The following is a 21,271-nucleotide window of genomic DNA, read 5'->3' as shown; positions in this document are numbered from 1 at the left end:
AACGTACCATTTTGTTGTTTGGAATGACCCAACACATTCATTGGGTCATTCCATTATCTTCAACAAAGAAGAATCACTGAGTTGGGAGTTAAACTTACTTAGTCACGACTTTAAGCGGAACAGGAATGTACTCCTCAACCTTCTCACCTTTCAATACTTTGTCGGCCGTTTCTACACCCAAAGCACCAATAAGATCTGGCTGCTGCGCGATAGTTGCTGCTAGCTTGCCACGGTTAACTGCTGCAATGCCGTCGTCAGTGCCGTCGAAGCCAACGATGAGTACATCTTTACCAGACGCTTGAACTGCGCGAAGCGCACCCAGTGCCATCTCATCGTTCTGAGCAAATACTGCTTGAACGTCAGGGTTCGCTGCAAGCAAGTTTTCCATTACGTTCAGACCTTTAGTACGGTCAAAATCAGCAGGTTGGCTTGCTAGTAGCTCCATGTTGCTGCCCTTCACTGCTGTCATGAAGCCTTCACCACGCTCACGCGCCGCAGACGTACCGGCAATACCTTCTAGCTGGATAACTTTCGCTTTCTCACCTACTTTTTCCATGATGTAGTGACCAGCCATTTCGCCACCAACTACGTTGTCAGAAGCGATGTGGCTCACTACGTCACCACGGCTTGCACCACGGTCTAGTGTCAACACAGGGATCTTAGAACGGTTCGCCATACGAATCGCGTTTGACACAGCGTCTGAATCTGTTGGGTTAATCAGAATAGCTTTTACGCCACGAATCGTTAGGTCTTCGATGTTTGACAGTTCTTTACTCGGGTCATTTTGCGAGTCCAGTACAATCAAGTCATATCCCAGTTCTTTCGCTTTCGCTTCTGCACCGTCTTTCATCGTTACGAAGAACGGGTTATTCAGTGTAGAAACTACAATCGCCATGGTATCTTGAGCGTGCGCCGCTACCGATACAGTTGAAGAAAGAAGTGCAGCAGAGATAAGAGTTGCGAGTTTTTTCATCGTTCTAGTCCTTTGTGTAGGGTGAGCCAGCACACGTCCTCTGGCTCGATTTGTATTCAGGATTTAGTGGAGCTCTTTATTTTAAATATCAATTACTTGTTTTTGTTGTCTACCAGTACTGCTAGCAAGATAACCACTGCTTTCGCAATCATTTGGTAGTAAGAAGAAACATCGAGTAGGTTAAGCGCGTTGTTTAGGAAGCCGATGATCAGAGCACCAATCAAGGTTCCCATGATGCGACCTTTACCGCCCATCAAGCTGGTGCCGCCAAGAACCACTGCTGCGATAGCATCTAGCTCGTAACCCATACCCGCTGTTGGCTGCGCCGAAGACAGACGAGACGTCACGATGATGCCAGCAAGCGCTGCCAACATACCGCAGATGGCGTATACACCGATTTTCACACGGTCAACGTTGATACCAGAAAGGCGTGTTGCTGATTCGTTGCCACCAAGTGCGTACACGTAGCGACCGAAGCGAGTATGGTTCAATAGGTACCAAGCCGCAGCAAAGACAATCACCATCAACCAAACAGGAACTGGGATACCAAGTGCGTAGCCTGTACCGAACCATGCAAATGCGTCTGCGGTATCAGTAAAGCCCGTAGAGATAGGACGACCGTCTGTGTAAACCATGGTGACACCGCGCAATAACGTCATGGTAACCAGTGTTGCGATAAAGGCTTGAACCTTACCTTTCGCAATGATGATACCGCTGATCGCACCCAGTACCGCACCAGCAAACAATGCCGTCGGAACCGCAATAAGCACTGGCACTTCTAGTGCAATCATGCTCGCCGCAAACGCACCACATAACGCAAGTACAGAACCAACACTTAGGTCGATGCCTGCAGTCAAGATAACCAACGTCATACCTACCGCGATGATTGCGTTAACTGAGGTTTGACGAAGGATATTAAGAATATTGTCTACCGTAAAAAAATTCGGGTTCAAAAATGACACGACAACAATCAAAAATAACAGTGCAATCAGTGACTTTTGTTCAATCAGCCACTCTTTAGTGAACAGCTTCTTGCTGCCCGTTTCGTTTGGTTTGCTCATGGTATTAGTACTCATGCTGCTTCCTCATTGATCTTCTTGCCTACGGCACAAGCGAGTAGTGTTTCTTGGTCGGCATCTTTCGCATCAAATTCGCCCGTGATTCGACCTTCGTGCATCACCATGATGCGGTCACTCATGCCTAGCACTTCAGGCATCTCAGAAGAAACCAAGATGATGCTCATGCCATCGGCTTTAAATTTGTTGATTAGCTGGTAGATTTCTTTCTTCGCACCCACGTCGACGCCGCGAGTTGGCTCATCCAGAATCAGAACTTTGGGTTTGGTCATCAGCCCTTTTGCGATTGCCACTTTCTGCTGGTTACCACCAGATAGGTTGCCAATGATTTGGTCTCGGGTTGGCGTTTTGATGTTGAACAGTTTGATGAAGTCTTCTACCGCCACGACTTCTTCGCCATGTTGGATTTGGAAGCCTTTGGTAAGTTTATCCAATGCACACAGAGACATGTTCTCCTTCACGGATAAGCCAAGCACCAAGCCATCGCCTTTACGGTCTTCAGAGATGTAAGCAATACCATTCGCCAAGCCATCTTGTGGGCTAACCGGGTTAATGGTCTTATTGTCTAAGTTGATGACGCCACGCTCACTTGGTAGCGCGCCGTAAATCACCTTCATCAACTCTGTACGCCCCGCGCCCATCAAGCCTGAAACACCAAGGATTTCACCACGTTGAAGCGTGAAGCTAATGTCATGAACACCCGAGCCCGTCAAACCAATCACTTCAAGACAAACATCACCATGCGTCACATCGATACGCGGGTATTGCTCTTCCAACTTACGACCAACCATCATTTCGATGAGTCCATCTTCGTTGGTGTCTTTAACTTGGCATTCGCCAATGAACTTGCCGTCACGTAACACAGTAATGTCATCACAGATTTCGAAGATTTCTTTCAGACGGTGTGAGATGTAAACGATGCCGCAACCTTGGTCGCGAAGTTCGTTAATCACTTTAAACAGCGATTCCGTCTCTTTGTCGGTCAACGCATCCGTTGGTTCATCCATGATGATGACTTTGGATTCGAAAGACAGCGCTTTGGCAATCTCCACCATTTGCTGCTCACCAAGACTTAAATCACCAAGCAATGTTTTTGAAGAGTGCTTTACGTTAAGGCGTTGAAGCAACTTGTCTGCTTCTTCGTACATTCTGCTCCACTGAATACGTCCCATCGTGCCGGTAAATTCACGACCTAAATAGATGTTTTCAGCAATCGTCAGCTCAGGGATCAAGTTCAATTCTTGGTGAATGATACTGATGCCCGCTTCTTGAGAATCACGCGGACCTTTAAACGCCGCTGGCTGACCTTGATATTTGATGCTTCCTGCATCCATGTGGTAGATGCCCGTAAGCACTTTCATCAAGGTCGACTTACCTGCCCCGTTCTCGCCCATCAGCGCCATCACTCGACCCGGGTATACATTAAGGCTGGCTTTATCCAACGCTTTAACACCCGGGAAGGCTTTCTCAATGTCGCTTAGTTGTAGAATGGCTTGAGTCATAATTTGTCCTCAATTAGTTGTGGCTTAAAACACCACGCCAGCTTGGAAAATCACGTTCGCATACGGTGTGCACTCGCCTGTTCTAACAACAGCGCGGCTTTGTTCTGTACGAACTTTAAAATCTTCATGCGATACATAGTTAATCGCGATTTGCTTACCTGTTTGCTCACTCTCTTTGGTTAGTTCAGAGATCAGCGCATCGTGGTGAACTGGGCTAACTGTTGCGAATTCTTCAGCAATGATGACCCCTTCAATTTGGGACTCAGACAGAATCACGCGAACGGTATCAAGGAAACCAGGTACGCCATGAGTCAACGCTAAGTCAATACGTTGTACATGATCAGGAATTGGCAAGCCCGCGTCACAAATGGTGATTTCGTCGGTATGACCCAGCGTCGCCACCAAGTAAGAAATTTCTGAGTTAATTAGGGTACTTTTTTTCATCTCATCGACCTTTCGGTTACACGTTCATACAACTGTGAGTGTCTCTCTTGGACTAATTTCTATATTGACAAAACACTCATCGAAACGTTTCGATGCAATAATAGAACGCCAAGAAGAATTGACCAGTCGTAGATCGATAAGGTGTGAGAATGATCCGTAATTGAGTGCTAACTGATTAAGAAAAAGATATTGAGGTCACACTTCGCCATCGAAACGTTTCGATGATATCTATTGAACGAGAGAGAGACTTCCATTCAATCGGTATTAATCTGAATTCATAAGTCGGACGAATAAGTTGAAGACCTTTTCGCTGGAATAAATCTGTTCAATTTATGAGACGGTGACACCTGTGAACATGAAAAAACCTCACACAGCATCACAAATATCGGAAACCTGACTGACTTTCGAAAAACACACACTTACAATTTCCTCGAATACAAGGAAAGTATCATCATCCGTTCGATACCTCAGGTAGGCACCAATAGGTAATACTCTCAGGTTAGAAGCGTTTGTAGGGACACAAACGGAAAGTAAGAAATACATGAAATTAAGCAACAGAGTCGTTTTGCTTGTCGCCCCTGTCATTCTAATTAGCGCACTGGTGTCGAGTTACATCATCTATAGCATTCAAAAAGTCACGCTAATCAAAAGGGAAGACAGCTATATCCAGCTGCAAATGGAAAAGCTCGCTGGACAGTTTCGCCAAGCCAACATTTTTCTCAACAGTTATGCCTATACCTTGGGTAAAAGCGAGGTACTGCAAGATTATTTTGTAAATCATGATAACCGCTATCGTGAGAGGCAACTGTTCAAACGTTTAGATGAAACCATAGAGGTGCTCAGCCACGGGTACCGAGGGGATGCCAACATGGCGATCCTCGATGGTAGACAAGACCTTCTCTACTACACCGAAAATCAATATTACGAATCAAATGGTCGAGTGGACCCTAAGATCCTTGAGTATGTCGACAAAAGCTATAAAGCCAATGGGGATGTCAGCCATACCGGTTTTATTTACAACAGCAGCGGGCAAAGCATTCTATTGCAATATGAGTTGTTTGATAAACGTACCGGAGAACCCCCGTTAAGCTTTGACCCACAAAACGTTTTCTTTGTTATCGTGTCTGTGTCACTCGAAGCGTTCAATGACATCAAACATGAGATCGAATTTGATACGCACAGCGTGATTACCTTTTCTGACAAGCCGATTATCTTAGATATTCCCCTCGCCCAGACGATTGAACTTCTACCCCATTTCTATGCCATTTTATCGCCAGCAGAATATCTGATGTGGAATAAGGTCGATAAGGTCTGGCTAGAACTGGCATTGTCGTTTGGCATTGCCTCGTTTTGTACCATCACATTAATTGTCTTGGTGCTGTATCGTTACGTACTTAGCCCGGTATCCCACTTAGACAAACAGCTTAGAGAAATTGAGTCCAACAAGCGTGCTAACATTGAAAAACTAGACACTGATGACGAGATTGGACGCCTTTCTTCTCGCTTCTTTGATATGTATGAAGAGCTGAACAACGTCTACCACAAGACCAAGCGTTTGGCAGAAACCGACCACTTAACTCAACTTGCTAATCGTCATCGCTTCCATGAACTTGCAAGCCGTGAACTAGCGGATCCTTCAGATCAGCTTTGGGTAATTTATATTGACCTAGATAACTTCAAATACGTCAACGACAAATACGGTCACGAACTGGGCGATAAGTTGCTGCAAGTCTTCTCCAGACACATCAAAAATGCGTGTCAGAAGTTCACTCAACAATACAATAGCCCATGTTTCGGTGCGCGTTTGTCCGGTGATGAGTTCGCAATCTTACTCAGTTCTAATCAAGAGAATAGCGACATACCCGATCTGTTTGCCGCGGAGTTGCTAAAGCCAATTAACAACTTAACTCAGTCAGCGAAAAACTCATTTCCAGTAACAGCCAGTGTGGGTATCGCTCAATACCCAACAGACGGTGGTGATATCGCCAAGCTCTTATCGAGTGCAGACGCAGCAATGTACCAAGCTAAGCGTGCTGGTAAAAACCAATACGCTTACTATTCTGCAGCACTCAATATCGAGGCTCAACGTCGTAGCCAAATTGAACGCGCATTGCGCAAAGCTAACGTTGAAGAAGAGTTTCATCTTGTTTTCCAACCATACATGAACAGTAATGCCAACGAGATAGAAGGCTTGGAAGTCCTATTACGTTGGGAAGCTGAAGGGATCGGTTCAGTACCACCAAAAGAGTTCATTCCTATTGCTGAACAAACCGGTTTGTTCGAAAAGATTGACCGCTGGGTATTCGCGAATGCCATGGCGGAATACCACCAGCTCAAAAGTATCTTTGGGAAAGACATTATTTTGTCCATCAACTTATCGTCTGCAGAACTTAACTCACTGTCTATGGCGGAATTCATCCATGATAAAGCATCACAAAATGGTGTTCCTGCGCATTGTATTGAGCTAGAAATTACCGAAACTTTTGCGTCTGATAAACAAGGTACAGCCCTACTCGATGAGCTATCGAGACTAGGTTACAAACTGGCAATAGACGACTTTGGTTCTGGTTATACTTCTTTGACGCAGTTAGTGCAGTACCCGGTACAGAAAATCAAATTTGACCGAGAGTTTTTGTTAACCCTGATGAACACCGATAATGGGCATGTCATCAAACCAATTATAGAACTGTGTCATGCACAGAATAAGACTGTCACGGCAGAGGGCATTGAGCATAACGTGATGCACGAGTGGCTTTCTTCTTACCGCTGCGACTTTATGCAGGGCTATTTGTTTGGCAAGCCAATGAACAAAGAGCAACTCGATCATTGGTGGAAATCTGCAAACGATCAGCCGTTCAAGAGCACGCACATCGCTTAGTGGGTGAAGCGAATCTTCAAGAAAAAAGCAGCATTCTAAGTGCTGCTTTTTCGTTTTATTACGGCTTGCAAAAGTTTGCCGAACCTATTTTCAATTACATGCGTTTCAGCATATTCAGAGTAATGTTTGCAGAATTGTCTGCAGTTGCCTTCTTCAGGTCTGAGTAAACAACATCTGCTGAGCCATCCGCTTTATCAGAGATCGTGCGAATCACCACGTAAGGTACATTGAAAGCGTCTGCGACTTGACCTAGCGCTGCGCCTTCCATTTCTACCGCCATCGCGTTGTATTCTTGGTAAATGCCGGTTACCTTCACTTTGCTCGCAATGAACTGGTCACCTGATGCGATAATGCCTCGATAAACACTCTCTTTCCCAAGTGTGTCAACGGCAGCATCGAATGCATACTTTTGCAGTGTTTTATCGGCGTAGAAGTAACGCTCTTCATAATCAGGCAGCAAGCCTTTCGGCATGTTAAATGCGGTTAGGTCCACGTCGTGTTGCACCAAACGCGTAGAGACGACCACGTCTAGCGGATCCAATTTCGGATCACTTGCGCCCGCAATACCTGTAAAAATAAGTTGGTCAACACCGAAAGATTCAATCAGAAGGGTTGTCGTCATCGCTGCATTGACTTTACCAACACCCGATTGAGTCACAACGACCGTTTTTCCCTCTAACTCACCCATATAAAAGCGATGGCTACCGATTTTCTTTACTTGTTGATTTTGGATTTTTGGTAATAGCGCTTCAACTTCAACATCCATCGCACCAACGATACCGATGGTAGAACCTGCAACGGAAGGAAGTGAGTACGCAGCAAGCATGAGAGCAAGAGATTTCTTCAACATGGGAGTCCTGAAATGTAATACGTGTCACCAAAGTGTGACGCGACGCAGATTATACAACACATCCCAAACCGAGCAATCGTTTGCATTGGTCAATGCATACTGATTGGCTAAGAAATTCTCAATTAATGAGAAAGACTTAGCCATTTTTGGTTTTCATTGAAGAAGCGACACGTTCTTTTGCGCTAACGGTTGGCATAAAATAGTCACACGCTGGACGTTTTGCATCAGTTGGATTCCCCCATGCACCGCAAATATCTGCGCTACCTTTTTGACGAGTAAACTGGCGGCATTGCCCGCATCGATAGTTCATCACTCTTCCTTGAGTTCGTTGATCTGATTAAGCCTGTTAAGCGAAGTCTCACTTTGAGTCGAGGGCTTTTTCTACCGCTGCTTTTGCGTGGATTTCAGTTGTGTCATAAAGCTTGACGTCAGTGTGCTGAGGTTCAACTAACATCGCGATTTCAGTACAACCCAGAATGACTGCTTCAGCCCCCTGTTCCACGAGTTTCTCAATAATCGTAAGGTAGTGTTGGCGCGAATCATCACGCACTTCGCCTTTACACAATTCGTTGTAGATAACGTCATGAACAATCGTCTGGTCATCTGAACTGGGTACGACGACATCAACACCAAATTTATCGATAAGTCGCTGCTTATAGAAGTCTTGTTCCATGGTAAAACGCGTACCAAGTAAACCAACCTTCTTAATGCCATCCATCACCAGCTGCTCTGCGGTCGCATCGGCAATATGAACAAGCGGTACATTAACAGCCTGCTGAATTTGGTCTGCGACTTTGTGCATCGTGTTTGTACAAATCAAAATAAAATCTGCACCGCCCGCTTCCACTGATTTTGCTGCCTGCGCGAGAATGATTGCAGTATCATCCCAACGGCCTTGGTGTTGCAGCGTTTCAATTTCGGCGAAATCGACGCTGTACAAGCAGACTTTACCTGAATGCAAACCACCTAAGCGCGCTTTCACTTCTCGGTTAATAATTTGGTAATAGTTTGCGGTAGACTCCCATGACATGCCACCAATCAGACCTATCGTTTTCATTTTCTTCCTTGTATATTTAGCTTTTGTTCAACTTTTACAGAAACTAGCATAACTTACTGAGAGAAAAGTTTATTTTTGATCAATGTTTTATACCCAAGTAACCTCGAGATGCTAGGTTCAGCGAGAATGACTTGGTTTGTAGACGCGGCGACGATTTAAAGATCTAGTCACTCTAAATCAAGAATCGGCAACAAAGTATACAAGCCAAGACCCTTACTATTTGCAAAGAGTGCCCTTCGGGAGCATGTCATTGCCCCGCTTTTTTAATTAAACCAATGGCTGCGTCAAACAACTTGGAAAGAGCTGGCTATTACACGGTGTTGTTTTCCTTGAACTCGAATCAATGACAACGCTCAGAATCCTGCATCTTGAAATCACTTGGGTATACAATTCATTTAAACTATTTATCAGAAAAATCTTATTTCAAATGTACTCGTCATTTAATCATTAATTAAAAATATTATGATTATCCACAAACATTATTTATTGAGAAGTCATCATTAAATACCGATTTTAATACATGCTTTAATCTTTGATATTCACTTAAAGCTATGCGATCCACTTCTGTAGCAACAGGCGCATTTATTATTGGATACCAATTGACAGATTCTGCTTCTAGGCTCTGAATATCTCCCACCCAATCAGTAACTACATAATAATGAAGCAATTGAAGTTCGGTGGTTGGGTGATATAAAGAACACAAATACCCGCACCTTTGCGGTCTGATGTTTAGTTCCTCGTCTAATTCTCTCAGCAATGTCATGGACTGACTTTCGCCTTGTTCCATGTGCCCACCGGGTATCGCGATCATACCTGGGTCAGAGTCCTTGTCCTTCGATCTTGTTTCTAATAACACTTCATCATCCTTAACTAGGATAAATGAGATACACTCATGAACTTCCATCTTCAATGCCTTCTGCTAACAGTTTTATAGCACGCTAACATAAAAAGTTTGGATGATGTGAATGGTGAACACGAATAACTTAACGATATACAACAATCTAGCTGGCCGTTTGGTTGAATATGCCCCGCAACCCATAGTAGCTATCAATACATTCACCTTTATTCAGTCATGATTTGTTACGACTAGGATCACAGTCTAAAAACTTTTCGCCGAATGACCAGTTAGAAATAAGTTCATTGAATTCAAACAATATTTTTATTAAAAGTATAATTAAACGATGTTTTATTGAGTATCCATCTCAGTAAATATTGGTAAACACAGTTTTATTAATTAGCCAAATCGGCTAGTATTTGTTCTGAAGATTTTTAAAGTCATCAATTAACCTCTCAATATTGATTAAATTCAGTAAGTTAGTTGGATAGTCTTTACCAAATACTAAAAATATTTGAGTAATAGGCGTCACTACGCATAATAAGCAACATTGGGAATAGAGTTAAATTGATGAACATGCGGTATTAACGACTGCACGAAGCAATCGCTAAATTTGTTGCACCAAGAGTTTTATTTAGTACAAATGAAAAAGCTATTTTTATTATTGATATGGACATCGCTGGCAGTTTCTCCTTTTGCCTTTGCTCATCATTCAGGCAAAGCGACAGAAACGAAAGTCACTAAACAACTTGTTGAAAAGACATATAAAGAAGCCAAGTTGGAAGGCGTCATTGACTTCAGTTTATTCAATGATGCGTTCTTAGCTTATAAGAAAACCTCAGACCGCAAAAAGCCACTTTTGACTATCATCGATTACAGTAAACCATCTACTGAAAAACGCTTTTATGTGGTCGACTTGGACAAGAAGAAGCTCATTTTTAATACTTATGTCTCTCACGGCGTAAACAGCGGCAAGAAGACCGCAACGAAGTTTTCTAATGTTGTGAACTCTCGTAAAACTTCTCTAGGAACATTCTTAACCGATACCACATACTATGGTTCTAACGGTTATTCACTTCGCTTGGATGGACTGACATCCGGCGTTAACGATAAAGCACGAGAGCGTTACATCGTGGTTCATGGTGCAGACTACGCGAATCCTTCTTTTATTAAGAAGAATGGTTATCTTGGTCGCAGTTGGGGTTGCCCCGCTCTGCCACAGAAGCTATCACGAGAAATCATCGACACCATTAAAGGTGGCAGTGTTATCTACGCTAGCGCTTGAGGTTTCTTGACCTAATGTTTAAAAGGGAGCTGATACGCTCCCTTTTTTAATGCGACAAAAAACTGTTCATCCTTTCAGCAAGTCGTTAGTATACGCAAGCGCCACCTTCAGGCAGCAAACGAATATCGATTCCATAGTGTTTTAGGGTTAGTTTTGGTTCACGTATTTCGCCTTTTGCTTTTGTTGTCACTCTCCCTGTTCTCAGGGCAAATGCTTGCAGCGCAAAATCAGCCATCCTCAGAATTCCACTACACGCATTCAGAAAAGCTTTATAAGCTCACTCAATACGATTATCACGCAATAAAAGCGCCTTATCGTGCATGGAATACTCGCGACTCTTGGAGTCCAGACGGTTACTTTCGTCACCTAAAACGTGATTTGCTTGGTTTACTCCCTTGTCGCCGTACATCCGGTAACGATGGTGATTTACCACTAAATATAACGCCCGACTATCACCTGTTAGTCGCGTTTTTGTCTCCATCACTGTTGGACATGGCGCTCAAAGCAACGCCATTACCCGATACTGCCGATGTATATGCATACCGTCGCTCGTATCATCTAGCCAGATGGAAGCAAGCCAATTTACTGTACGTGTTTGCACACAGTCGCGACGCTTAGCTCGCACATTGACTGTACTGACACAATATGGAAACCGTCAGTACCAGCCATGGATGATCTCATCTGAACACCGAATTAACTCGAGATCCTGATTATGAAAAAAATCGCGACTATTGCCACTTTGGCGCTTATTACTTTATTCACAACAACTACGCACGCAGCAAAACCAGAAGAAATGAGCAACAGCGTTCTGATGGAGTGTGCCAATGCTTCTAACGCCCGAACAGCGGTTCCTGAGCACCGTGCAATGTTTCGTCATTACTTAATGGCAGAACGTGGGTACACATTCAGCCAGCTTTCTTCGGCAGAGACCGAATTCAAAGCAAAAGGCATGGATGAATCCAAAATGGAACAGCTCTACAAAACTGAGTGCAAAGAAGCAGGCGAATACCTTTATAACAATGGTTACTGATTCCAGCTCATTTCAATTTACGTAGAGAACCCAAAAGGCGCGATCATCGCGCCTTTTTTGCTTTTCGAGCTTCAGGTTTATAAGACTATGGCAATTGCGGCGTGGTTTTCGATTTACTCCAAGCCTTACGCACCTTCACCAATACAAAGCTCATAATGGCAATGGTCAGGGTAATCACCGGTGCTGCCATCAATCCCATGGTCACAATCTTGTTAAGCTTCTCTGGCAGTAGAGGCAATAATAAGCCTAAACCACACAGCAGCAGCGTCCATAGAATCGCACTCAACCATGCGAAGTAATGGAACTTACTCACGCGATTAACGCGCAAACCCATCATTAAAGGCAGCAAAGAACGCACAACCGGAATAAAGCGCGCACAAAACAATGCAATCAAGCCATGCTTACCAAGTAGCATGTCAACTTGCTCCAAGCGTTTTGCAGGAACTGCATTTACCCAACCCTGCACCTTTGGTAAACGGTTTAACCATTTGCCTTGTAGGTAAGCAGCCCAGCTTCCCATTGCCGCACTCACTACGATCACTAACATGATCATCACTGGGTCCAATACACCCACCGCCGCTAAAGTGCCAGAAAGCACAACAACACTGTCACAAGGGAAAGGCGCCGCAGGAATAAAACCACTCTCAAGAAAAATAAGCGCACCCACAACAAAGTAGATAAGTCCTGCACTACCGGGTGCCATCAGTGCAGTAAAATCCTGGTGCCACAAAGCAAACAGCACCTGCGTAATTGAATCAAACATAACAAACTCCTAAACATCACAATCAAACTTCGAAAATTAATGAATAGGAATTACCGTGCATGAATAAAGCGATAGATCAGGTTGGACTCTTGCCCTGCCCCCAGCCGATATTTGGAGTGCGAATAAAAAATTTGAATGACAGGCAACGCTACGTCAGTAAACTCGCGTTTGTTGAAATCCTGCACGTCATTTAGCCAACGGGCAGGCAGCACATCGAAATCATCCGAATCTGGCGACGTATTGGAATGGTTGACGCGGAGTGCATTGCGGCTGAATAAACTCACAGCGACTTTACGTGAAGGAGAAAACGGTGCTTTCTCTAGATGCGCCTCACCATCAATCAATGAAGAGGTGTAACTGACGGCGTAGGAGATTTTTGGTGACGGTGAAGCCTGACTCAACCCAAAAGCCATCAGCGCAACAAAGAGTCCTAATACAGAGACTAAGTAAGCACGCACAGAATTCACCTAAACCACAACGATACGCTGTTGTAACTCCGTGCGTGCAAATTTGCAATTCAAATTCTTAATCGATAATAAAAAGAGCGTTTTGCAAATGATTGTTGGCGCGATTAGGCGATGATTTAACCTTCAATTTACTCTTTACCATAAGGGTAGTTTTCAAACATTTTCGTGACTTCTTCCGAGATCAGCTCTTCGCGCTTTTCAGTACTCATTGACTCGGTGAGCTTACGGCTAGAAACCCCCTTCCACACCACTTGATTGGCTTTAGTATCGACAAGCTCAACGACCAATTTGCCGTACTTCTTCTCTTTGTAACGCTCAGGACTGGACGTCACCACACCAAAACTGTTCCAACCGTAACCGACACTAAAACTTGAACCAGAAGATACGATCTCCGATTCTTTGATAATGTCGTGGTGCACATACAGATCACCGCCGCTTTTCACGCGCGACATTCCTTTTGATTCCAGTTGAGCTGCTAACCCTTGCTCAATGCGACGAGCATCCAAACTGGTTGGGGTATCTGATTGTTCACCAAAATCAAACGTCTTGTAGGATGAGAAATCCGCTTGCTTGTCAACATCAGTGGTTACCGTGGTACAAGCAACCACCGAGATAGCAAACAATGTTGCCAATAAACCTTTCCACATACTCTTTCTCCTCTCTCTATCGCGCCGGTCTCTCGGCAAGTTGTGGTATTCAATCTTACGAACCTGAGAAAATATTGAATCATTTCAACATTTAGTCTTGACCATGAATGCCAAGTGTTCAAATTCAAGACGTAATAGAGACTAAGAACAGAGTAAAACACTGGTTGAGAAAGAGAGTGAAATCGTATTCAGAGCGACATATCGCCAACAGTACTGTGCGCTTTTTGAACGAATCGGTATTTATTTACTCACTAAGCAACTTATTGAGCAAAAAAGACTTTTCTTTTGCACTCAATCTGGCATATTGAATGAGTCCTATCGATGCGCGGGCATCGTATAATGGCTATTACCTCAGCCTTCCAAGCTGATGATGCGGGTTCGATTCCCGCTGCCCGCTCCAAGCTTTCCCTAAGCTAACTTTTTATCAGTTCCCTAAAATACCCTTTAAACTCGTACTTCATTGCTATCATGCTGTGGCTGTAATCGATCTCTGTATTTGCTACCTCTAACTGCAGGCATAAAAAAGCCCCTGCAGAGTGCAGGGGCGCGTCTTCGTTATTGTGTTCCCCATATCTTTGGGGTTAATCCAACTGAAGTGTCGTGAACGTGTCGTTTTTCAGCCCGCCACCAGCGCGTTTCTTCATGGTGACCTCAACCGATCGCTTCCCTTCATTGATGCGATAACGTATGGCTTGAGCGAGATATTTATCATTTCGCTTCAAGTCCCTAGCATCAATCTTTAACGTACGATTCTGACGATTCACCGTGCAGCGGTAATCCCAATCGTTTTTGCCATTTTTCAAAGCCAGCAAAATACGTTGACCCGATGTTCCCGCTGATTTAATCCCGCGAGGCTGCTTATCAATAGCCAGTGCCAACCCTGCTTTACACAACTGATCTGCACTAAAAGCAGGTGCTGCGTATGCGTACCCAGAGCTGAGCATAGCGGCGGTCATCGTTACAATTGAGAAAACTCGATTAAATGTCATCGTCCGTCCCTTAAAACTTACAAAACACCGTACGCATTAAAACAACATCACCGAATGCTGTCAAGCATTAATGGCATGGCGTTCAGTTAATCATTCAGAACCGTTACTCAATTGTATCAGACGGTGGAGCAAACAAGCACCGCCAGCGCTGACGCCAAGACAAATTGGGACGAGTCACTTCTTTGAACATGTCTTTCCATTCTGCAAACGTCACGGTAATAGGATTAAAGCTGTTAACGGGTTTTGAGATGCCATAACGGACGGTTTCTACTTCAGGCTCGAACGTCCCGAACATGCGATCCCAGATAATCAATACACCAGCGTAATTTTTATCAATGTATTGACGATTAACACCATGATGAACTCGGTGGTGGGATGGTGTATTGAAGACCCACTCCAAAGGACCAAGGGACCGAATCGACTGAGTATGAACAAAGAATTGCAGACCAAGATTGAGCAGTACAACAAACACCACCCATTTAGGATCAAATCCAATAATGACCAGTGGCAACCAGAATAACCACATACCCGCTAGTGGGTACATCAGGCTTTGGCGAAATGCGGTACTGAAGTTCATACGCTCTGAACTATGGTGCACCACATGCGCTGCCCACATCCAACGGATACGATGGCTTGCTCGGTGGAACCAATAATAGAAGAAATCTTGCAAGACCATGAGTAACAGGAAGGTAGAAACCGTCATCTCGATATCAAACAAGCGCCAACCAAACCACCACAAATACAGTTTAGCGATCAGCAGTCCTGTTAAGATATCTGTCGCTTGATGAAGCCCAGCCAATACAAAGTTACACACGACTTCTGGCAAGTAATATCGCGCACTCTCAGGTAATCGACCACCACGTTGCCCAAACCAATATTCTGCCGCAATACAAAGAAAGAATATTGGTGCGAGCAACATCAACAATAAATCAGGATGCTCTGTAATCTGTGACCATTCCATAGTCCGTTCCTACCATTTCGCGTAATGATCTTCGGTGAGTCCCATCACCTCATCGAGTTCGTGTTTAATGCCATTGTCATCAATCAAATAACCAGAAAAGTAACCGACAAACTGACGAAAGTTACTCTTCAAAAACCAGAAGTTCTTTTTCTCTGAACGCTGATTTTTAGGCTTGAAGATCAAGTCGATGCGCTTGTCTTGTGAGGTAATTCGCCATGACGCTTCTTGATGCATGCGAGAAAACTCGAACTGTACGGGCGGCATCAAGTGGCGTTCTCCATCAATCCAAATGACGTTTTCACAATACCCAGTTTCATTCACACCAGCCGCAAGGTTCAGTCCTATCCGTTTGCCTTCCCTTTGGTGATTGATGCTCGCCCATCGCCAACTGGTCTCTCTGCGCATGTAACCAGCAGAGAAATCATACCCAGCGACTGCATTGGTGAGATCTTGTGGCTGCCCTTTCACACTCATTTGACCTTGTATAGCGAGCGCGTTGTGTTTTTGAGTGTAGGTCCAGCCCGAATATGCTGTTGGCGTGCAGAGCATCAAAGGCAAACTTTCTAGCTCAGGCGTTAACCTTAAGTCAGCTTGAATAAGGTCTGTTGAAAGCTGTATATGCCAGAGTCCATTTTCAATGTTGAACTGGATGGTGTCACTGGCGAGATAGGCTTGGCTGTTCCAACTAGAAGGTTGTGTTTGATAGCCCATATTGAGCGGCTTTAGCCACTGCTGCTCAACAAGTTCATGAGTTTCGATATCAAACACATAGCAAAAGCCAGACGCCAAATAACGAATATCAGCAATCGCGACACCAATGATGTATTTCTCTGTCACGATCGAGATGAACTGGAATTGCTTATAGTCGAATCGCTTACGCCAACTCGATGCAGGCTGGTCCATCTCATTAAGATACTGAAACGCATCCAACTGAAGCGATTCGGGAATCGATGCTAAATGACCAAATTGAGGTAATCCATTCGCTTGAATAAAGGGATTCAAAGGCGTTTGCACATCCATGCTCGCTATTAATCAATGACACACCATTCGATATTAACATTAATTTAACAACAAACAGTTTGCGCCACTGCACAACATTGATTCACATACCGACTTAAAATGAACCAAAATGTGAAACCAGTCACCCATATTCAAACTATTAAACGGTTAATTAGAGCTTTATACCCAAGTAACCTCGAGATGCTAGGTTCAGCGAGACTGACTTGGTTTGTAGACGCGGCGGCGATTTAAAGGTTTAGTGGGTCTAAATCAAGAATCGGCAACAAAGTATACAAGCCAAGGCAGCTCGCCCTTTGGGAGCGTGTCATTGACCCGATTGCTGCGTCAAACAACTTGGAAAGAGCTGGCTATTACACTGCGTTGTTTTCCTTGCTCTCGAATCAATGACAACACTCTGAATCCTGCATCTTGAAGTCACTTGGGTATAACTTAGGTTACACAACAAGCAAGATTATGAAAGCTTCACCTCACTAACGCTTTTAATGGCTCATTCTCCTAATCCAATAACTCTGTCACGATGTCGGTCTTTACAGAGTTAGCGATAAAGCAGTTTTCATGTGCCATATGATGCATTTTTTCTAACTGTTCACGTGTCGGCTGTTTGCCTCCTGAAAAGACAATGTTTGGTCTAAGTGTCACTTTTGAAACCCACTCTTTACCATTTTCTCCCGTTGTAAGTTCGCCCACCGCTTCATCTACGTAGGAGTCGATCACATAACGGCGTTTAGCAGCAATAGAGAGAAAGACCAGCATATGACAGCTTGAAAGTGCCGCAATAAACGCTTCTTCTGGGTCCACATTCTCAGCTACAGATAAAGGCAATGGAACAACATGAGGAGATGGCGAAGCAGGAACACAAAGCCCACCATCAAACTGCCAAACGTGCGCTCGGCTGTATTGATTATCACTGAAAATTTCGTCGGTTTGACGTTGCCATTTAATCACTGCGGTATGTTGACTCATTGCAATTCCCTGCCCTGTCGTTGCGCACTCCAAAAGGAGATGATTTCAAAAGAGAGCTAAGTAGACCACAACCTAAGGCTTACTCCCACTCACAAGGCAGAAAATGCGGGTATAGAGCGATCAAATCACTTGGTTTGAATCTGTTTGTTGCTTTCGGCAACGATCAATCAAGCGCTGCCCTTGATGAATATTAACTTGCAGTCGGTTGATCAACTTTTGCAGTTGTTCAATATCAGGAATCTGCTTGTTCTTAACTTGAGTTTCGATTTCTAGCGCCTGATTCGCCAGTGTGTCTAACCCAAGATTCAACGCCATCCCTTTGGTGGTGTGCAAGGTGCTGTAAAGTGACGATAAGTCTTCTGCCATGAAATACTCAATCAACTCATCAACCGATTTTTCGAAATCATTCACTATGCTTTCAAGCAGATCTAACAGTGCATCAGGCTCCTCTTTGAGCATTTCTACCGTCTCAGAATGAGTCAGCTCTTCTTCTGTCAGTCTCAGCCTCTCAATTGGTTCACGATGTAACTCAACCACGTTTTCAGCTTGATCCGATACGTCATTTTGCACTGGTAAACGAGAGGCAAACTGCTTGAGCGCATCAGCAAAGCTCTCTCGCTGTAATGGTTTGGTCAGTACATGGTCAGCACCCGCGTCGATAAAGTTATCGTGCGCTTCTCTAAACACATCGGCGGTGTAAGCAAACAATAAGGTCTTCACACCAATCTTCTCTCGGATAAATCGCGTCGCCTCAACCCCATTCATCTCCGGCATGTGATTGTCCATCAGTATCAAGTCATATTGGTTCTCTTGCGCTTTCTTAGTCGCAATCAAACCATTCTCAGCAATCTCGACCGTATGCCCTAACTTTTCGCAGAAACCTTTCGCCACAATCGCATTCACACGGTTGTCTTCGGCAAGGAGAATGTGCAGATTGCGTTTATTCTCCTGCTGTTGCTCAGCTTTGGTGTTTGGCATTGCCGGCTGTTCTTTCTCTACCCAAGGGATAGGAAGATCCACTAAAAACTGAGTCCCAATGCTCTCAACGCTCTTGAGCTTAATCTCTCCACTCATCAATTCAGTGAACTTTTTGACAATCGCGAGACCAAGCCCTGTACCTCCAAACTTACGCGTGGTAGAGGTATCAGCCTGTTCGAACGAGTTAAAAATGCGACCTTGTTTATCTTCCGGAATACCAATACCAGTGTCGTTCACCGAGAGGAGAAGACGTTTTCTTTGTTCATCAAGCTCAGCGCGGATCAATACATGCCCATCACCCGTAAACTTCACGGCATTGCCTGCGAGATTGAACAAGATCTGTCGAATACGCGCGCAGTCACCGTTAAACTCGATGTTTTCTGGCACTTCGTTCTCGACGTAAAGCTGAATGTTTTTCTCTTCGATTAAAGGCTGAATCGCACTACAAACTGGGGTTAGCACTTGAGGTAAATTGAATGGTGCGGCTTCTAGTTCCAACTTGTTCTCTTCAACTTTAGAAAAGTCCAAAATGTCATTGAGAATCGTCATGAGGTGCTGACCAGAGTCCAAGATCACTTTTACATGCTCTTTGGTTGTCTTTTCTTGAGTTTCGCTGGCGATGATTTGCGAAATGCCCAATACACCATTCATTGGCGTTCTTAACTCATGGCTCATGGTTGCTAAGAATTGTGACTTGGCTTTTGCCGCACGTTCCGCCTTTTCTGTCGCTTCAGTTAATTCGTCATTGAGATGTTTGAGCTTATTCACACGATGTTGAGTTTGCAGCACAAATACGGTTACCAATAAGATGATGGACAAAAGAACAAACACCCATGTGAGTCGAGCTTCACGCTGTGCGATCTCAAGTAACTGATGTTCAGAATACTCAACAAACTCAAAATAATGGCTTTCTAAAATCTTGTTAGTAAGCAACTCTATCTTTCGCTCACTTTGGCGCAGTCGATTCAAGAACAATGAGATGTTTTGACTTTGAGGATTATCGCCTTGTAATGCGGCATTGGTTAGAAAGTTAAAATAGTGCTTCTCTAACCAAGAGTCATCATTTTGCGCCGCAAACTGACGTTGATAAATATTGTGTAGAGTGAGTGACTCATACTGGTTTGCAACTTGAACACCAATTAACATGTCCAGGGTTTGCGTCGCATCGCGAACCTTACCATCAAATTGAGCTACGATATTTTTTACACGATTTTTCGTAGGCGTAAATTCAAACCAAATTGACTGTTTGAAAACCGTACATAGATTCTCGGCGGCAAGTTCAAGCTCAACCAAACTTTCGGTAATTTCGTACGTTTTTCTCTCTTCCATTGAATAGCGATTGACGACTCTGTCTCGGGCTTCTATCAAATGGTGACCAATTTCAGAAAGCGATGCGTGCAACCCTTGAGTATTTTTTGAATTCACATGGCTCATGCACGCTAACACCGCCATTACGGCAATAACGACGAATAAGGCGGCATTCACTAAACGGAATTTATTCATTTTCAAACACCTCCAAAATTGCAGGTCTTGGGGCGCTCAAGGTCTTAAGGAAGGCTTCGATATCTGCCACGTTATCGTCGCTCATCGTTACACCCAATTGAGTCTGCGACATGATTTGTATGGCATCCGATAACTTATCAATTTGCCCATTGTGAAAGTAAGGGCTGGTTTGTCCTACATTCCGTAAGCTTGCCACTCGAAAGTAGAACTTGTCTTCTCCATCAGAGGTTCTTAAATGCCGTCCTGTGTCGAGGTTGTCATCAGGTACTTGAAAATAACCAAACCGTTGAATCATCGCTCCGCCAATATTTCGTCCTTGATGACATTGAACACAACCCACTTGCTGAAAAGTCTCCCAGCCTCGTATTGCCTGTTCATTCATGGCATCCGTCTCACCAAGCAAATAAGCATCAAATGGAGAACTTGGCGTCTGGAGCCCTTTAACAAACTCTACAATTGCACGCTTAATGTTGTTCACATCAATACTTCGGTTATCCGCTTGCTTAAAAAGCGCCTGATATGACGGGTTGGTCTGAACATATTTTTCTATCTCTTCCCAATTAGAGTCCATCTCCAATGGGTTTTGAACTGGACCATCGATCTGAGCCATCAGCGAGTTTGCTGTACCATCCCATAGAAATCGATAATTTAAGGCGGCATTAAAAACGGAGATTGAATTGCGAGTGCCAACGCCATGCACCCCAGTAGAAACAGGCGTCAATTCTGCACCATTCGTCGAGAGATCATGGCAAGTCTCACAACTGATCGTGCCATTAGATGAAAGCTTTGGGTCTCGGAACAAGTGCCAACCAACTCGAGCTAGATCCATGTCGATCGTAGGTTTGCCATCAATTGGTTGCACCAACTGAAAATTCACTTCGTCATCATGCGTAGTACCAGCAATAGCGAAAGCGCAAAAACCTATCATCAAACATCCACATAACCCTTTTGTGGTAAGCCTTTTGTTCATAGTTCTGGGTATCCTTACCTAACCTCTTAATATGAACTTAGTTGCTTTTGACTTTTTTTCCATTACTGCCCGTATGGATA

Annotated in this window: 21 protein-coding genes and 1 tRNA gene; 5 read left to right on the top strand and 17 right to left on the bottom strand. The window is 44.1% G+C overall.

Annotated elements, in window-relative coordinates; genetic code table 11:
* Positions 1 to 94: 94 nt before the first annotated feature.
* The 4 genes from rbsB to rbsD all read right to left on the bottom strand — a co-directional run bounded on the left by rbsB (position 95) and on the right by rbsD (position 3,995).
* Positions 95 to 973, bottom strand: coding sequence for a ribose ABC transporter substrate-binding protein RbsB (rbsB, locus tag OH459_RS20290; RefSeq protein WP_005452246.1), 879 nt, complete (start codon positions 971 to 973; stop codon positions 95 to 97).
* 92 nt (positions 974 to 1,065) lie between these two features.
* A complete protein-coding gene (rbsC, locus tag OH459_RS20285) occupies positions 1,066 to 2,049 on the bottom strand; it encodes a ribose ABC transporter permease (RefSeq protein WP_269988377.1) in 984 nt (327 codons plus the stop codon).
* Entirely contained in the window at positions 2,046 to 3,551 is a 1,506-nt protein-coding gene (gene rbsA / locus OH459_RS20280) for a ribose ABC transporter ATP-binding protein RbsA (RefSeq protein ID WP_005452250.1), read from the bottom strand. Before rbsA ends, rbsC begins: the two co-directional genes overlap by 4 nt.
* Positions 3,552 to 3,575: 24 nt before the next feature.
* Positions 3,576 to 3,995 (bottom strand): D-ribose pyranase, encoded by a 420-nt coding sequence (gene rbsD / locus OH459_RS20275; RefSeq protein ID WP_009696124.1) that lies wholly within the window; start codon positions 3,993 to 3,995, stop codon positions 3,576 to 3,578.
* A gap of 541 nt (positions 3,996 to 4,536) precedes the next feature.
* On the opposite strand from rbsD, the gene OH459_RS20270 reads away from it, so the two are divergent.
* Positions 4,537 to 6,873 (top strand): putative bifunctional diguanylate cyclase/phosphodiesterase, encoded by a 2,337-nt coding sequence (locus OH459_RS20270; RefSeq protein WP_256901485.1) that lies wholly within the window; start codon positions 4,537 to 4,539, stop codon positions 6,871 to 6,873.
* 94 nt (positions 6,874 to 6,967) lie between these two features.
* Here OH459_RS20270 and OH459_RS20265 read toward each other — a convergent pair whose 3' ends face one another.
* The 4 genes from OH459_RS20265 to OH459_RS20250 all read right to left on the bottom strand — a co-directional run bounded on the left by OH459_RS20265 (position 6,968) and on the right by OH459_RS20250 (position 9,684).
* A complete protein-coding gene (locus OH459_RS20265) occupies positions 6,968 to 7,723 on the bottom strand; it encodes a 5'-methylthioadenosine/adenosylhomocysteine nucleosidase (RefSeq protein WP_005452257.1) in 756 nt (251 codons plus the stop codon).
* 136 nt (positions 7,724 to 7,859) lie between these two features.
* Positions 7,860 to 8,033: a hypothetical protein gene (locus OH459_RS20260; RefSeq protein ID WP_162860695.1), complete on the bottom strand. Its 174-nt coding sequence runs from the start codon at positions 8,031 to 8,033 to the stop codon at positions 7,860 to 7,862.
* A gap of 48 nt (positions 8,034 to 8,081) precedes the next feature.
* A complete protein-coding gene (locus OH459_RS20255) occupies positions 8,082 to 8,780 on the bottom strand; it encodes an aspartate/glutamate racemase family protein (protein WP_269988373.1) in 699 nt (232 codons plus the stop codon).
* A gap of 466 nt (positions 8,781 to 9,246) precedes the next feature.
* Complete coding sequence (locus OH459_RS20250; RefSeq protein WP_269988371.1) at positions 9,247 to 9,684, bottom strand: NUDIX hydrolase; 438 nt, start codon at positions 9,682 to 9,684, stop codon at positions 9,247 to 9,249.
* Positions 9,685 to 10,258: 574 nt separating this feature from the next.
* On the opposite strand from OH459_RS20250, the gene OH459_RS20245 reads away from it, so the two are divergent.
* The 3 genes from OH459_RS20245 (at position 10,259) to OH459_RS20235 (ending at position 11,930) form a co-directional block, all read left to right on the top strand.
* Entirely contained in the window at positions 10,259 to 10,900 is a 642-nt protein-coding gene (locus tag OH459_RS20245) for a murein L,D-transpeptidase catalytic domain family protein (protein ID WP_017190709.1), read from the top strand.
* Positions 10,901 to 11,110: 210 nt separating this feature from the next.
* The gene (locus OH459_RS20240) at positions 11,111 to 11,518 is read left to right on the top strand and encodes a hypothetical protein (protein WP_101905225.1); all 408 of its coding nucleotides are present in this window, start codon (positions 11,111 to 11,113) and stop codon (positions 11,516 to 11,518) included.
* Positions 11,519 to 11,612: 94 nt separating this feature from the next.
* Positions 11,613 to 11,930 carry a hypothetical protein gene (locus OH459_RS20235; protein WP_269988369.1) on the top strand — a complete coding sequence of 106 codons (318 nt, stop codon included), beginning with the start codon at positions 11,613 to 11,615 and terminating at the stop codon, positions 11,928 to 11,930.
* An 85-nt stretch (positions 11,931 to 12,015) separates the two neighbouring features.
* Here the strand turns inward: OH459_RS20235 and OH459_RS20230 are convergent, their stop codons facing one another.
* From OH459_RS20230 to OH459_RS20220, 3 genes are all read right to left on the bottom strand, one after another.
* Positions 12,016 to 12,693, bottom strand: coding sequence for a DedA family protein (locus OH459_RS20230; RefSeq protein ID WP_005435728.1), 678 nt, complete (start codon positions 12,691 to 12,693; stop codon positions 12,016 to 12,018).
* Positions 12,694 to 12,743: 50 nt separating this feature from the next.
* A complete protein-coding gene (locus tag OH459_RS20225) occupies positions 12,744 to 13,151 on the bottom strand; it encodes a hypothetical protein (RefSeq protein ID WP_005452269.1) in 408 nt (135 codons plus the stop codon).
* Positions 13,152 to 13,288: 137 nt separating this feature from the next.
* Positions 13,289 to 13,807, bottom strand: coding sequence for a DUF4136 domain-containing protein (locus OH459_RS20220; RefSeq protein ID WP_005452270.1), 519 nt, complete (start codon positions 13,805 to 13,807; stop codon positions 13,289 to 13,291).
* Positions 13,808 to 14,132: 325 nt separating this feature from the next.
* On the opposite strand from OH459_RS20220, the gene OH459_RS20215 reads away from it, so the two are divergent.
* Positions 14,133 to 14,207, top strand: a tRNA-Gly gene (locus OH459_RS20215).
* Positions 14,208 to 14,388: 181 nt separating this feature from the next.
* Here the strand turns inward: OH459_RS20215 and OH459_RS20210 are convergent.
* From OH459_RS20210 to OH459_RS20185, 6 genes are all read right to left on the bottom strand, one after another.
* Entirely contained in the window at positions 14,389 to 14,796 is a 408-nt protein-coding gene (locus tag OH459_RS20210) for a hypothetical protein (protein ID WP_005452271.1), read from the bottom strand.
* Between the two features lie 103 nt (positions 14,797 to 14,899).
* The gene (locus OH459_RS20205) at positions 14,900 to 15,757 is read right to left on the bottom strand and encodes a sterol desaturase family protein (RefSeq protein ID WP_005452272.1); all 858 of its coding nucleotides are present in this window, start codon (positions 15,755 to 15,757) and stop codon (positions 14,900 to 14,902) included.
* Between the two features lie 9 nt (positions 15,758 to 15,766).
* Positions 15,767 to 16,777 (bottom strand): DUF2804 domain-containing protein, encoded by a 1,011-nt coding sequence (locus OH459_RS20200; protein ID WP_005452273.1) that lies wholly within the window; start codon positions 16,775 to 16,777, stop codon positions 15,767 to 15,769.
* Between the two features lie 495 nt (positions 16,778 to 17,272).
* Positions 17,273 to 17,740: an OsmC family protein gene (locus OH459_RS20195; protein WP_269988365.1), complete on the bottom strand. Its 468-nt coding sequence runs from the start codon at positions 17,738 to 17,740 to the stop codon at positions 17,273 to 17,275.
* Positions 17,741 to 17,860: 120 nt separating this feature from the next.
* A complete protein-coding gene (locus OH459_RS20190) occupies positions 17,861 to 20,221 on the bottom strand; it encodes an ATP-binding protein (RefSeq protein WP_269988363.1) in 2,361 nt (786 codons plus the stop codon).
* The gene (locus OH459_RS20185; protein ID WP_074051370.1) at positions 20,214 to 21,191 is read right to left on the bottom strand and encodes a cytochrome-c peroxidase; all 978 of its coding nucleotides are present in this window, start codon (positions 21,189 to 21,191) and stop codon (positions 20,214 to 20,216) included. Before OH459_RS20185 ends, OH459_RS20190 begins: the two co-directional genes overlap by 8 nt.
* Positions 21,192 to 21,271 lie beyond the last annotated feature (80 nt).

Origin of the sequence: Vibrio sp. MM46, assembly GCF_027587135.1 — a bacterium.
GTDB lineage: Bacteria > Pseudomonadota > Gammaproteobacteria > Enterobacterales > Vibrionaceae > Vibrio > Vibrio harveyi.
Note: the sequence above shows the minus strand (reverse complement) of the source record. Positions and strands in the feature narration are given on the sequence as shown.

Bases quoted from the DNA above. Each gene is read 5' to 3' on its own strand.
- rbsB (WP_005452246.1), bottom strand. From the start codon at position 973: ATGAAAAAACTCGCAACTCTTATCTCTGCTGCACTTCTTTCTTCAACT.
- rbsC (WP_269988377.1), bottom strand. From the start codon at position 2,049: ATGAGTACTAATACCATGAGCAAACCAAACGAAACGGGCAGCAAGAAG.
- rbsA (WP_005452250.1), bottom strand. From the start codon at position 3,551: ATGACTCAAGCCATTCTACAACTAAGCGACATTGAGAAAGCCTTCCCG.
- rbsD (WP_009696124.1), bottom strand. From the start codon at position 3,995: ATGAAAAAAAGTACCCTAATTAACTCAGAAATTTCTTACTTGGTGGCG.
- OH459_RS20270 (WP_256901485.1), top strand. From the start codon at position 4,537: ATGAAATTAAGCAACAGAGTCGTTTTGCTTGTCGCCCCTGTCATTCTA.
- OH459_RS20265 (WP_005452257.1), bottom strand. From the start codon at position 7,723: ATGTTGAAGAAATCTCTTGCTCTCATGCTTGCTGCGTACTCACTTCCT.
- OH459_RS20260 (WP_162860695.1), bottom strand. From the start codon at position 8,033: ATGAACTATCGATGCGGGCAATGCCGCCAGTTTACTCGTCAAAAAGGT.
- OH459_RS20255 (WP_269988373.1), bottom strand. From the start codon at position 8,780: ATGAAAACGATAGGTCTGATTGGTGGCATGTCATGGGAGTCTACCGCA.
- OH459_RS20250 (WP_269988371.1), bottom strand. From the start codon at position 9,684: ATGGAAGTTCATGAGTGTATCTCATTTATCCTAGTTAAGGATGATGAA.
- OH459_RS20245 (WP_017190709.1), top strand. From the start codon at position 10,259: ATGAAAAAGCTATTTTTATTATTGATATGGACATCGCTGGCAGTTTCT.
- OH459_RS20240 (WP_101905225.1), top strand. From the start codon at position 11,111: ATGCTTGCAGCGCAAAATCAGCCATCCTCAGAATTCCACTACACGCAT.
- OH459_RS20235 (WP_269988369.1), top strand. From the start codon at position 11,613: ATGAAAAAAATCGCGACTATTGCCACTTTGGCGCTTATTACTTTATTC.
- OH459_RS20230 (WP_005435728.1), bottom strand. From the start codon at position 12,693: ATGTTTGATTCAATTACGCAGGTGCTGTTTGCTTTGTGGCACCAGGAT.
- OH459_RS20220 (WP_005452270.1), bottom strand. From the start codon at position 13,807: ATGTGGAAAGGTTTATTGGCAACATTGTTTGCTATCTCGGTGGTTGCT.
- OH459_RS20210 (WP_005452271.1), bottom strand. From the start codon at position 14,796: ATGACATTTAATCGAGTTTTCTCAATTGTAACGATGACCGCCGCTATG.
- OH459_RS20205 (WP_005452272.1), bottom strand. From the start codon at position 15,757: ATGGAATGGTCACAGATTACAGAGCATCCTGATTTATTGTTGATGTTG.
- OH459_RS20200 (WP_005452273.1), bottom strand. From the start codon at position 16,777: ATGGATGTGCAAACGCCTTTGAATCCCTTTATTCAAGCGAATGGATTA.
- OH459_RS20195 (WP_269988365.1), bottom strand. From the start codon at position 17,740: ATGAGTCAACATACCGCAGTGATTAAATGGCAACGTCAAACCGACGAA.
- OH459_RS20190 (WP_269988363.1), bottom strand. From the start codon at position 20,221: ATGAATAAATTCCGTTTAGTGAATGCCGCCTTATTCGTCGTTATTGCC.
- OH459_RS20185 (WP_074051370.1), bottom strand. From the start codon at position 21,191: ATGAACAAAAGGCTTACCACAAAAGGGTTATGTGGATGTTTGATGATA.